13 protein-coding genes are annotated in these 11832 nt (G+C 68.7%); 9 read left to right on the plus strand and 4 right to left on the minus strand.

Annotation, left to right across the window (positions count from 1 at the left end):
* Nucleotides 1–526 precede the first annotated feature (526 nt).
* Together msrA and DFO63_RS17005 are read right to left on the minus strand one after the other, a co-directional pair.
* Nucleotides 527–1192 carry a peptide-methionine (S)-S-oxide reductase MsrA gene (msrA, locus tag DFO63_RS17000; protein ID WP_182474441.1) on the minus strand — a complete coding sequence of 222 codons (666 nt, stop codon included), beginning with the start codon at nucleotides 1190–1192 and terminating at the stop codon, nucleotides 527–529.
* 30 nt (nucleotides 1193–1222) lie between these two features.
* Nucleotides 1223–1486: a DUF2007 domain-containing protein gene (locus DFO63_RS17005; protein ID WP_119007411.1), complete on the minus strand. Its 264-nt coding sequence runs from the start codon at nucleotides 1484–1486 to the stop codon at nucleotides 1223–1225.
* Between the two features lie 251 nt (nucleotides 1487–1737).
* On the opposite strand from DFO63_RS17005, the gene DFO63_RS17010 reads away from it, so the two are divergent.
* The 6 genes from DFO63_RS17010 (at nucleotide 1738) to DFO63_RS17035 (ending at nucleotide 7127) form a co-directional block, all read left to right on the plus strand.
* The gene (locus DFO63_RS17010) at nucleotides 1738–3486 is read left to right on the plus strand and encodes a glutamine--tRNA ligase/YqeY domain fusion protein (RefSeq protein WP_014036049.1); all 1749 of its coding nucleotides are present in this window, start codon (nucleotides 1738–1740) and stop codon (nucleotides 3484–3486) included.
* Between the two features lie 43 nt (nucleotides 3487–3529).
* Nucleotides 3530–4183 (plus strand): membrane protein, encoded by a 654-nt coding sequence (locus tag DFO63_RS17015; protein ID WP_049443670.1) that lies wholly within the window; start codon nucleotides 3530–3532, stop codon nucleotides 4181–4183.
* 48 nt (nucleotides 4184–4231) lie between these two features.
* The gene (locus DFO63_RS17020) at nucleotides 4232–4954 is read left to right on the plus strand and encodes a DUF6348 family protein (RefSeq protein ID WP_049443656.1); all 723 of its coding nucleotides are present in this window, start codon (nucleotides 4232–4234) and stop codon (nucleotides 4952–4954) included.
* A gap of 98 nt (nucleotides 4955–5052) precedes the next feature.
* Nucleotides 5053–5613, plus strand: coding sequence for a nucleoside deaminase (locus DFO63_RS17025; RefSeq protein WP_004154307.1), 561 nt, complete (start codon nucleotides 5053–5055; stop codon nucleotides 5611–5613).
* The gene (gene rlmM, locus DFO63_RS17030) at nucleotides 5597–6664 is read left to right on the plus strand and encodes a 23S rRNA (cytidine(2498)-2'-O)-methyltransferase RlmM (protein ID WP_049443654.1); all 1068 of its coding nucleotides are present in this window, start codon (nucleotides 5597–5599) and stop codon (nucleotides 6662–6664) included. The genes DFO63_RS17025 and rlmM overlap by 17 nt, the downstream gene beginning before the upstream one ends.
* Nucleotides 6665–6728: 64 nt before the next feature.
* Nucleotides 6729–7127 (plus strand): EF-hand domain-containing protein, encoded by a 399-nt coding sequence (locus DFO63_RS17035; protein ID WP_119007412.1) that lies wholly within the window; start codon nucleotides 6729–6731, stop codon nucleotides 7125–7127.
* Between the two features lie 116 nt (nucleotides 7128–7243).
* On the opposite strand, the gene DFO63_RS17040 is transcribed toward DFO63_RS17035, so the two are convergent.
* Nucleotides 7244–8425 carry a UbiH/UbiF family hydroxylase gene (locus DFO63_RS17040; RefSeq protein WP_119007413.1) on the minus strand — a complete coding sequence of 394 codons (1182 nt, stop codon included), beginning with the start codon at nucleotides 8423–8425 and terminating at the stop codon, nucleotides 7244–7246.
* Entirely contained in the window at nucleotides 8422–9630 is a 1209-nt protein-coding gene (gene ubiH, locus DFO63_RS17045; protein WP_119007414.1) for a 2-octaprenyl-6-methoxyphenyl hydroxylase, read from the minus strand. The genes DFO63_RS17040 and ubiH overlap by 4 nt, the downstream gene beginning before the upstream one ends.
* A gap of 106 nt (nucleotides 9631–9736) precedes the next feature.
* Here ubiH and DFO63_RS17050 point away from each other — a divergent pair, with 106 nt between their 5' ends.
* The 3 genes from DFO63_RS17050 to DFO63_RS17060 are packed head-to-tail and all read left to right on the plus strand — an operon-like array spanning nucleotide 9737 to nucleotide 11832.
* Nucleotides 9737–10321 carry a hypothetical protein gene (locus tag DFO63_RS17050; RefSeq protein WP_014036042.1) on the plus strand — a complete coding sequence of 195 codons (585 nt, stop codon included), beginning with the start codon at nucleotides 9737–9739 and terminating at the stop codon, nucleotides 10319–10321.
* A gap of 8 nt (nucleotides 10322–10329) precedes the next feature.
* Entirely contained in the window at nucleotides 10330–10884 is a 555-nt protein-coding gene (locus DFO63_RS17055) for a cob(I)yrinic acid a,c-diamide adenosyltransferase (protein ID WP_014036041.1), read from the plus strand.
* A gap of 9 nt (nucleotides 10885–10893) precedes the next feature.
* A complete protein-coding gene (locus DFO63_RS17060) occupies nucleotides 10894–11832 on the plus strand; it encodes a histone deacetylase family protein (RefSeq protein ID WP_119007415.1) in 939 nt (312 codons plus the stop codon).

Genomic DNA, 11832 nt, shown 5'->3' on the forward strand with positions numbered 1-11832 from the left:
GCTGGGCTACCACTCGCCTAACAACTACGCCCGGCAGCTCCGGGCTGCCGCCTGAAACGGCTTCATGGCGTCCGTTTTCAGGGGGCCAGATCAGACACTCCCGCGAACCCAACCCGCCCGCCCTCTGACAGTTTCCGGTGGCCGCCCGCCACGGAAGAAAGAAAGAAGAGCAACAGCGGGTCGCGCGCTGCGCTTGCTTGGAGCGGAGCATGGCTCCGCTCTACAGAAAGCAGAAGCAAAAAAGAAAAAGGACGCGGCGAAGGCCGCGTCCTTTTTCTTTTCCTTCAGTTCGTCAGTAACCCATGCTCTTGCCCACCGTCACCGGGAAACTGTCGGAGGTGGGGCGGTGTGGGTGGGCAGGACCGTTGGCGCCATGGATGGCGCCATCGAGCCCCCAGGGACGGATTTACGGCGTGTCCTGCCCACCCACACCGCCCCGCCCAACCCGCAGCAATCCAGAGCCGCTTTGACTTTGGCTTTGGCAGTTGCTTTCAGCTTCTGCCCGCCGCAGGCGGACCACCGCGCGTCAGCGCGGCGCCTCCACATCCAACCCGATCGGGCAGCTCACGCCGGTGCCGCCGATGCCGCAGTAGCCGTTCGGGTTCTTCGCCAGGTACTGCTGGTGATAGTCCTCGGCGTAGTAGTACGCCGGTGCCGGGTGCACGATCTCGGTGGTGATCGGGCCGTAGCCGGCTGCATCCAGCTGCGCCTGGTAAGCCTCGCGGCTGACCAGCGCGGCGGCGTACTGCGCCTCGTCGGTGGCGTGGATCGCCGAGCGGTACTGGGTGCCGGTGTCGTTGCCCTGGCGCATGCCCTGGGTCGGGTCGTGGCTTTCCCAGAACAGCTGCAGCAGCCGCTCCAGGCTTACCACCGCCGGGTCGAACACCACCTGCACCACTTCGGTGTGGCCGGTCAGGCCCGAGCAGACCTCTTCATAGGTCGGGTTCGGGGTGATGCCGCCGGCATAGCCGACCGAGGTGCTGTACACGCCCGGTTCGGTCCAGAACTTGCGCTCGGCGCCCCAGAAGCAGCCCAGCGCGAAGCGGATCTGCTGCAGGCCGGCGAAACGGTCCTTCAGCGGATGGCTGTTCACGAAGTGCTGGTTGCTGTGCAGCGGTAGCGGTTGCTCGCGCCCCGGCAGTGCTTCTTCCGGGCGCGGCAGGCGCTGCTTGAAGGCGCCGATGCCAAGAATGCCCTGGCCAATTCCCAACATGATGCGCTCCTACGCCGGAAGGCCGGCTATGTTGTCTGCATCGGAAATGGGGTCGGCGGCGGCCTGGCCCAAGTCCAGCGCCGCGATGATCTCTTCTGCCTGCGGCCGCGCCGCGTCGGGGATGCCGACCCGCAGCACGCCGAACAGCGGCAGCTCGCCCATCCCGCCCAGCAGCTGCTCGCCGAACACGAAGGCCGGGATGCCGGCGTTTTCCAGCGCGTGCTTGACCAGATGGGCGTCAAACAGGTTGTCGGCCTTGTACACGATGTGCATGCGGCGGCTCCTCGGGGCAGGGGTCCAGCATACGCCCGAGGGCTGAATGCCGCCGGTGACGGCGAATGACCGTTCTACCGGCCAGCGGCCGGCACTACCCATCTGCACGTCGATCCACGTTCCGCCGGCCGGCGCTACCGGAAAGTGGGCTGGTAGTGCCGGCCGCTGGCCGGCATCCCCACGCCCCACCGGGCAACCCCGCCGCGTACGCGCTAGACTGTTGGTCTTTCTGCCTTTCTTTTCGCCGACTCATGTCCGAGCACACCCCCGCCAGCCCCGAGACCCCCGCCGACAGCCACGAAAAGCGCGATTTCATCCGCCAGATCGTGCGCGAGGACCTGGCCAGCGGAAAGCACCAGGCGATCAAGACCCGCTTCCCGCCGGAGCCGAACGGCTACCTGCACATCGGCCATGCCAAGTCGATCTGCCTGAACTTCGGCATCGCCGGTGAGTTCAGCGGCGTCTGCAACCTGCGCTTCGACGACACCAACCCGGCCAAGGAAGATCCGGAGTACGTGGCCGCGATCCAGGACGACGTGCGCTGGCTGGGCTTCAGCTGGAACGAGCTGCGCCACGCCTCGGACTACTTCCAGACCTATTACCTGGCCGCCGAGAAACTGATCGAACAGGGCAAGGCCTATGTCTGCGACCTGTCGGCCGAGGAAGTGCGCGCCTACCGCGGCACTCTCACCGAGCCGGGCCGCCCGTCGCCGTGGCGCGACCGCAGCGTCGAGGAAAACCTCGACCTGTTCCGCCGCATGCGCGCCGGTGAGTTCCCGGATGGCGCGCGCACCCTGCGCGCCAAGATCGACATGGCCAGCGGCAACATCAACCTGCGCGATCCGGCCCTGTACCGCATCAAGCACGTCGAGCACCAGAACACCGGCAACGCGTGGCCGATCTACCCGATGTACGACTTCGCGCACGCGCTGGGCGATTCCATCGAAGGCATCACCCATTCGCTGTGCACGCTGGAGTTCGAAGACCACCGCCCGCTGTACGACTGGTGCGTGGACAACGTCGATTTCGCCCACGACGACGCGCTGACACAGCCGCTGGTCGACGCCGGCCTGCCGCGCGAAGCGGCCAAGCCGCGCCAGATCGAGTTCTCGCGCCTGAACATCAACTACACGGTGATGAGCAAGCGCAAGCTGATGGCACTGGTCACCGAGCAGCTGGTGGACGGCTGGGAAGACCCGCGCATGCCGACCCTGCAGGGCCTGCGTCGACGTGGTTACACCCCGGCCGCGATGCGCCTGTTCGCCGAGCGCGTGGGCATCAGCAAGCAGAATTCGCTGATCGATTTCAGCGTGCTGGAAGGCGCGCTGCGCGAAGACCTGGACAGCGCTGCACCGCGCCGCATGGCCGTGGTCGACCCGGTCAAGCTGGTGCTGACCAACCTGCCGGAAGGCCACGAAGAACAGCTGACCTTCAGCAACCACCCGAAGGACGAGAGCTTCGGCAGCCGCGAAGTGCCGTTCGCACGCGAAGTGTGGATCGACCGCGAGGACTTCGCCGAAGTGCCGCCGAAGGGCTGGAAGCGCCTGGTGCCGGGTGGCGAAGTGCGCCTGCGCGGCGCCGGCATCATCCGCTGCGACGAAGTGATCAAGGACGCCGACGGCACCATCACCGAGCTGCGCGGCTGGCTGGATCCGGAATCGCGTCCGGGCATGGAAGGCGCCAACCGCAAGGTCAAGGGCACCATCCACTGGGTCAGCGCCGTGCATGGCGTGCCGGCCGAGATCCGCCTGTACGACCGCCTGTTCTCGGTGCCGAACCCGGACGACGAATCGGAAGGCAAGACCTACCGTGACTACCTCAATCCGGAATCGCGCCGCACCGTCACCGGCTATGTCGAGCCGGCCGCGGCCAGCGCCGCCCCGGAGCAGTCGTTCCAGTTCGAGCGCACCGGCTACTTCGTCGCCGACCGCCGCGACCACACCGAGGCCAAGCCGGTGTTCAACCGCAGCGTGACCCTGCGCGACACCTGGTCGGCCTGAGGACCTGCGCGGGCGCCAGCATGGCGCCCGCACGCCCCCGATGATGATCACCGCCCTCTCCGCCCTGCTCTGGTTCATCTCGCAGCATCCGCTGCTGACGTTCTTTGCAGCGATGGTGCTGGCCGGGCTGGTCTCGTGGTGGCGGCGCTTTCCGGGCTACGCCATCGTGGTGTTCCCGCTGGCGATGCTCAACATGTTCCTCGGCCACTTCCTCAACGCTACCTTCCTCAACGTGGTGGGCGAACGCGGTGAAGCGGTGATCGTGAAGTCGGAGCGGACCAGCTCGACGCTCAACGAGCAGTACATCTGGCGGTACGAAGCGGTGCTGCGCACGGCCGAGGGCCGCGATGTGGAAGTGGTGTTCCACACCAACACCGCCTCGCTGTGGCCGCTGGAAAACGCCATCCGCATCCCGGCGCGCGACCAGCCATTCGTGGTGAAGTACACGCCGGGCTTCGCGCGCAACTTCGTCATCCTCACCAACGAATCTCCGCACGGCATCGCCCAGGCCCGTGCCAGCGCGCGCGAGCGCGTGGAGGTAGCGGCGCGCAAGCTGCACTTCAGCCCCGGCAATGCCGATTTCCGCGCGGACTATCGCCGCGAGCTGGAAACCTGGCTGCGCGACCACGGCAACGATCCGCAGCAGCAGCCCGACGCGCAGCGATATCGCGCCGAACTCGACGCGCTCGAGCGCTAGTTCCAGGCCCTGCCTGGATGTTCCGCCCCATCCATCCACAGGCCTGACATGACCACGACCTCCACCGCCCTCCTCCCGCTGCTGCAGCAGGTCCTGCAGGGCGCCAGCATCGCCAGCCGCGCCGACGGTGGCGCGCTGCTGCTGGACAGCGGCCTGCGCCTGACCCCGCATGCGATGGCCGCGCACGCGCGCGACAACGGCGGCTGGCAGACCTCCACCGTCATCGAGGCCCAACATCCGGTGTTGTTCGCCGATGGCCTGTTCGAGTACCAGCACGCCAACGGTGCCGATGAGCAGGCGTCGCTGTTGTCCGGCTTCCAGGCCTGGGTGCGGGTGGACCTGGCGACCCTGCAGACCGCGATCGGCGCCGAAGATGCACAGGGCCTGCCGATGATGGGCCTGACCTATCCGGCCGGTGACGATGGCGAGGAACATCAGCGCACCGTGGTGCTGGGGCCGTTGGCGCACTACCGTGCGCAGGAAGTGGATGCATCCACCTGCAGCGAGGACGACCACGGCTCCTGCCCCTGCTGCCTGTTCACGCGCAGCATGGAGGCCTTCGATGAGCTGCTGAAAGCCCGCCAGTTCCTCGCCATCCGCCTGTTCGCCTCGCGCGATGCCGAGGGCCTGTGCGAGGCCGATTGCCGGGTCAACGGTCACGACTTTGCCGCCGCCCTGCCCCTGCTGCGCGCCTATGCCGCCAGCTGGCCGCAGGCCGGGCTCGAGTTCCGCAAGCAGTACGTGGTGATCCGCACCGGCTCGCCGGACTAACCCACCGCCACACCCGATACAGGCCGGTGCAGCTACACTGCGCGCCGGTTTCCCAAGCAACCGCACCTTCTTCCATCCCATTACGAGGCACCCCCGCGATGCTGTACGCGCAAGTCCACCTGACCCTTCCCGCCTGGATCCACGACCAGATCGACCTGGATCGTCGATATCCGGGCGATGAGGCCAAGGTCGCGCTGGCGATCGAGCTGTCGCGGCTGAATGTCGAACACGCCAGTGGCGGCCCTTTCGGCGCGGTGGTGTTCGGCCCGGATGACAAGGTCATCGCCGCCGGCGTGAACCGGGTGATGCCGCACGCGACCTCGCTGGCGCACGCCGAGAACATGGCCTACATGCTGGCCCAGCAGCGCCTGCAGACGCCGCGCCTGAACGCAGTGCTGTCGCCGGTCACCCTAGCCACCAGCTCGCAGCCGTGCTGCCAGTGCTACGGCGCCACCGTGTGGGCCGGCATCGACCGCCTGCTGATCGGTGCCAACTCGGCCGACGTCGAGGAACTGACCCCGTTCGATGAAGGCCCGCTGCCGGCCGACTGGGTGGGCGAACTCAACAAGCGCGGCATCGAAGTGGTGCAGGGCCTGAACCGCGACGCCGCACGCAGCGTGCTGCGTGCCTATGGGGAAAGCGATGGCGCCCGTTACTGAGGCCGGCATCGGCCTGCTGTGCCTGTGCCGGCAGGGCTTCGAGCCCGAGCTGGCCGGCGAACTGCAGTTCCGCGCCGGTGAAGCCGGTTTCGCCGGCTACGCGCGCACCCAGCGCAATGACGGCTATGTGCTTTTCATGTGCGACGAAGCGGCTGCCCTGGCGCCGCGCCTGCGCTGGCGCGAGCTGATCTTCGCGCGGCAGAAACTGGTGGTGCTGGCCGAGCTGCCGCAGCTGGATCCGGCCGACCGCATCACCCCGATGCTGGAGGTGCTGGCCGATGCGCCGCGCTTCGGTGACCTGTGGGTGGAGCACCCCGATTCGGAGGCCGGCAAGCCGTTGTCCGGTCTGGCGCGCGCCTTCGGCAACGCGCTGCGCCCAGCGCTGCGCAAGGCAGGCAAGCTCAGCGACAAGCCGAACAACCGCCTGCCACGCCTGCACGTGGTGTTCGTCGACGGTACCCATGCCTTCGTCTGCGTGGCCGACCCGGCAGACAGCGCGCCGTGGGCACTGGGCATCCCGCGCCTGAAGCTGCTGCCCGAAGCACCTTCGCGTTCGGCGCTGAAGCTGGACGAAGCGTTGCTGACCCTGCTGACGCCGGAAGAGCGCGAGACGCTGGCCAGGCCGGGCATGCGCGCGGCCGACCTCGGCGCTGCACCGGGTGGCTGGACCTGGGTGCTGACCCGCCAGCACATGCACGTGCTGAGCATCGACAACGGGCCGCTGCGCCAGCATGTGCTGGATACCGGCCTGGTCGAGCACCTGCGCGCCGATGGCTTCCACTGGCATCCGGAACAGCCGCTGGACTGGATGGTCTGCGACATGGTCGAGCAGCCGCGCCGCGTGGCCGAGCGCATGGCCACCTGGTTCCGCGAAGGCTGGTGCCGGCATGCGATCTTCAATCTGAAACTGCCGATGAAGAAGCGCTGGGACGAAACCCGGCTGTGCCTGGACCTGTTCCAGGACCAGGCCGGCAAGCCACTGGTGGTCCGCGCCAAGCAGCTCTATCACGATCGTGAAGAGATCACCGTATTGGCTTCGCCGCTGCGCTGACCCGTCATCGGCGGCACAGGTTGCCGGGAGTACGCTCCCGGTACCCTCTGGCAAGGAGCCTGTCATGAACATTCCGCGTTCCGCCCTGCTGTTGACCGCCCTGCTGGCAACCGTGCCGGCCATGGCACAGCACGGCCCGTCCACGCCGGCGCAGAGCCAGCCGCTGGGCCCGACCGGCGGTGCCATCCGCCAGCAGCCGCTGGGCGCCGGCCAGGTCACCGGCAGCGTCGACATTCCGCAGCCCGCCGGCGAAGCACACGTCACCGTTCGCTCGCTGGAGCCGAGCAGCGTGATCGGCCAGTACCGCATCCGCTTCAGCGACCTCGACGTGAACGGCGATGGCTTCATCAGCCGCCAGGAAGCACAGGCCAACCCGGCACTGGCCGATGAATTCAATTCACTGGATCGCAGGCACCGCGGCAAGCTGGACCGTGCCGACCTGGCCGGTTGGCTGGTTGATTGATCCGCCGTCGCGATCTTCATCCACGCATGGCGTGGATCTACTGACGCCGGGCACACGACCCGCGCTCGGTGGGTGCCAACCAAGGTTGGCACCTACCAGAGCGGTCTGTATTCCGGTCAGACGCCGGCGGCGCGCTTCCAGAACGCCTGCACCAGCGGCGGCCATCTGCCGACGCAGCCCAGTGCGCGGCCGCGGGCCAGGGTCAGGTGCATTTCGTCGTTGGAGAACAGGCGGTTGATCGCATCGAAGCTGTAGGCGGCGATCTGGTTGTCGCTGCGCCGTTCGCGTGCCCAGCGCTGCAGGCGCTGCGGCGACAGCCGCGGCTGGCCGCGGCGTTCGGCCGACGGCGCCAGCCACTGCTGCAGGGCGGCGACATCGCGCAGGCCCAGGTTCACGCCCTGCCCGGCCAGCGGATGCACCACATGCGCAGCATCACCCAGCGCCAGCACGCGGCCGGCCACGTAGTGACGGGCCAGTTGGCGACGCAGCGGGAAGGCCGCACGCGGTGACGCCAATCGCAGCTCACCCAGGCGCGCCGCGAAGGCACGGGTCAGTTCGCGGTTGAACGCCTCTTCGTCCAACGCCAGCACGCGAGCCGCTTCGTCTTCGGGCAGGGTCCAGACGATCGAACTGCGGCGCTCGGCCACCGGCAGCAACGCCAGCGGTCCGGTCGGCAGGAAGCGCTGCCAGGCCGTGGCCTGGTTCGGCAGCTCACTGTCCACGTAGGCCACCACGCCACGCTGGTGGTAGTCATGGCGCTCGACCTCGATCCCGGCCAGCTGGCGCAGGGTCGATTCGGCGCCGTCGGCGGCCACGGCCAGCGCCGCTTCCAGGCGGCGCCCGTCATCCAGCCGCAGTCGCACGCCGTCCTCGTCCTGCTCCAGCGCTTCCACCCGTGCCGGGCAATGCAGCTGCACGCCCGCCGCCGGCAGCGCCGACCACAGGCGATCCTGCAGCAGGCCGTTCTCGACGATGTAGCCCAGCTCACGCCGACCGAAGCGGTCAGCGTCGAACAACAGATCCTCGCCACCGGCCGCATCCCATACCTGCATGCGCCGGTAGGGCCACGCGCGGGCCTGCGCGATGGCCGGCCACACACCCAGGCGATTCAACAGCTGCACATTGTCGGCGGCGAAGGCGAACACCCGCAGGTCTGGCTGCGCGGCCTGCCACGGTGCCGGTTCACGGCCCTCCACCAGCGCAACCGACAGACCGGCATCGGCCAGCGCCAGCGCACAGGCGGCACCGACCACGCCGCCACCAACAATGGCCAGGTCCAGGCGCGTGCGCCGACTCATGCAGCTTCTCCACGGCACAGGCGCGGCACTTCACCACGGAAGCCCATCGCACCACCGACCAGCATCGACTGCACCGAAGCGCGTTGTGCGGCCACCAGACCGAGGCTGCGCAGCGGCCGCATCAGCGGTGCCGGATTGCTGGTCAGGCGTGCCAGGCCACCCGAGAACGCCACCGTCTGCCGGCGGTCTTCCTGGCGGCGAGCGACATAGGCCTGCAGCAGCGCATCGCTGCCGGCATCCTCATGCGCATCCTCCAGCAGCTCGGCCAGGGTCAGCGCATCGCGCAGGCCCAGGTTGAAGCCCTGCGCACCCAGCGGATGGATGGTCTGCGCGGCATTGCCCAGCAGCACCGTGCGTTCACCGGCCAGCGCGCGCGCCAGTACCTGGATGAGCGGGTAAGCGCTGCGTGGGCCGGATTCGAGCAGGCGGCCGGCACGCCAGCCGATCGCATCCTGCAGCCGCTGCAGCCAGGCCGCGGCGTCCAGCGCCATCACCGCATCGGCCTGGTCGCGCGCCACGCCATGCACGGTGCCGAAGTGGCGGTCGCCGCGCGGCAGCAGGGCGGTCGGGCCGGTATCGGTGAAGCGCTCCCAGGCCGTGCCATCCGGCGCGCGCTGGCTGCGCACGCGGGCCACGAACAGGGTCTGCTGGAAATCATGCCGGTCGACCTCGATGCCCAGTGCGCCGCGCACACCGCTGGTCGTGCCATCAGCACCGACCACCAGCCGTGCCAGCAGCACGCGCTCGCCGGTCTCGTCGGCCACCCGCACCTGGCGGTAGCCGTCGACCACCTCGCCCAGGCCCAGGAACCGCATCGGCCGGTAACGGCGCAGCTGCGGCAGCTCCTGCAGGCGCGCTTCCAGCGCCTGGCCGAAGTCACGCGCCACCACCACCTGGCCGAACCACGGCCGGTCGTAGTCGGCCGCCTCCAGCTGCACGCGGCCGAAATCACCGGCGCGGCTGACGTGGATGCGACGGATCGGGCCCGGCGCCATCGCCAGCTTCTGCATGACCCCCAGCGCGGTCAGCGCGTTGACGGTAGCCGCAGCGAAACTGAGGTTGCGCTGGTCGAACACCGCCGGCAGCTCGCCGGCCGGGCTGGCCTCGAGCAGGCCCACATCGCGGCCCAGCCGGTCCAGGGCGATGGCCAGGCTGGCACCGACCAGGCCGCCACCGACGATCAGCACGTCATGTCGTTCACTCATGCGTTCATGATACGCGCTCGTCCCGTCTGTACGCCGAACAGCGGGCTCTGCGCCAACCGGCGTGGCGGGCTAGAATGAAACCTGAATCCGCTCCGGGCCCGCTGCCATGTCCGCCACCGCCAACCGTGCCTTCGTTCTGTCCGTACTCGTGCTGTTGCTGGCGGCGACCCGGGTCAACCACTTCGCGGCGATCCCCGATGCCTCCTGGGCGGTGTTCTTCATCGGTGGCTTCTACCTGGCGGGCTGGACCCGCTGGGCGTTCCCGCTGCTGATGGTGTTCGCTGTGCTGGTGGACTGGATCGTGATCCGCAGCAGCGGCCTGGATTTCTGGCAGCACTACTGCGTGTCGCCGGGCTACTGGCTGCTGCTGCCGGCCTATTTCTCGCTGTGGGCCGGCGGCATGCTGCTGGGCCGCAACTACCAGGGGGCACGCTGGCCGGTGCTGGCCAAGGGCGCGCTGCTGCTGGTGGCCTCGGTGGCGGTCTGCCACCTGCTGGCGCAGGGCGGCTTCTACTGGACCAGCCGCAACGTGGCCGAACCGACCCTGGCCGGCTGGGCACAGAACTACGCACAGTGGTTCGGGCCGTACCTGCGCACCACCGCGATCTACGTGGCGCTCGGCGCCGCCCTGCAGCTGGCCGTGGAGCAGGTACTGAAGCTCCAGCAGGCCCGCCGCGACATCCGCCACTGAGCCGCGCCATGGGTCATCGCCTCTCGCGCATCTACACCCGCACCGGCGACGACGGCAGTACCGGCCTTGGCGACGGCCAGCGCGTGGCCAAGGACGACGCCCGCGTGGCGTCCTACGGCACCGTCGACGAAGCCAATGCCGCGCTCGGCCTGCTGCTGGCCACGGCGCTGCCCGAGGATGTCCGCGCGCTGGTGGTGCATCTGCAGCACCAGCTGTTCGACCTGGGCGCCGAACTGTGCATCCCCGGCCACGCCGCGATCCACGCCGCCGATGTCTCGGCACTGGAACAGCAGCTGGACCACTACAACGCCAGCCTGCCGATGTTGAAGGAATTCATCCTGCCGGCCGGTGGCGAGGCCGCCGCACGCTGCCACCTGGCCCGCACCATCGTCCGCCGCGCCGAGCGCGAGACGGTCACCCTGGCCCGTCACGAGGCCGTGCGCAGCGAGGCGCTGCAGTACCTCAACCGGCTGTCGGACCTGTTGTTCGTGCTGGCCCGGGTGCTGGCCCGTGCCGATGGCCACGGCGAAGCGCTGTGGCAACCACAGCAGCGCCAGCGCTGAGTCGGCACGATGCTAGTCTTCACCCATCCGTCCTGCCTGCTGCATGACCCCGGCCCCGGCCATCCGGAGTGCCCGCAACGCCTGCAACATGTGCTGGATGCCCTGCACGCCGCATTCCCCAGCCAGCTGGACTGGCGCGAGGCGCCGCCGGCCAAGTTCGGCGAACTGACCCGGGTCCACGACAGCGCCCTGCTCGACTTCGTGCTGCAGCCGCAGACCGTGCCGCTGCGCCAGCTGGACATGGACACCTGGACCTCGCCCGGCTCGGCCAGTGCCGCCGTGCATGCCGCCGGTGCCGGCGTGGCGGCGGTAGATGCGGTGATGCTGGGCGAAGACCCGCTGGCGTTCTGCGCGGTGCGGCCGCCGGGCCACCACGCCACCAGCAGCACCGCGATGGGCTTCTGCCTGCTCAACAACATCGCCATCGCCGCCGCCTACGCCCGTGACCGTCATGGGCTGGAGCGCATCGCGGTGGTCGATTTCGATGTCCACCATGGCAACGGCACCCAGGACATCTTCCAGCACGACGCCCGGGTCTCGTACTACAGCACCCACCAGGCCGGCCTGTTCCCCAACTCGGGCCTGCGCCGCGACCGCGGTGCCGGCAACCTGATGAACATCCTGCTGCCACCCGGCAGTGGCGGTTTCCGCTTCCGCAATGTGTGGGCCGACGAGATGCTGCCGGCCATCGACGACTTCCGGCCGCAGCTGCTGCTGATCTCGGCCGGCTTCGATGCCCACCTGCGCGACCCGCAGGCCGACCTGATGCTGGAAACCGACGATTTCGCCTGGATCACCCACGAACTGCATGCGCTGGCGCGCCGCCATGCGGCCGGCCGGGTGGTCTCGATGCTGGAAGGCGGCTATGACCTGCAGGCCCTTGCCGAGTGCAGCGTGGCCCATGTCCGGGCCCTGATGACGGCCCCTCCAGGCAACGTCTCCGGATGA

It is taken from the genome of Stenotrophomonas sp. AG209 (assembly GCF_003550055.1).
Classification (GTDB): domain Bacteria; phylum Pseudomonadota; class Gammaproteobacteria; order Xanthomonadales; family Xanthomonadaceae; genus Stenotrophomonas.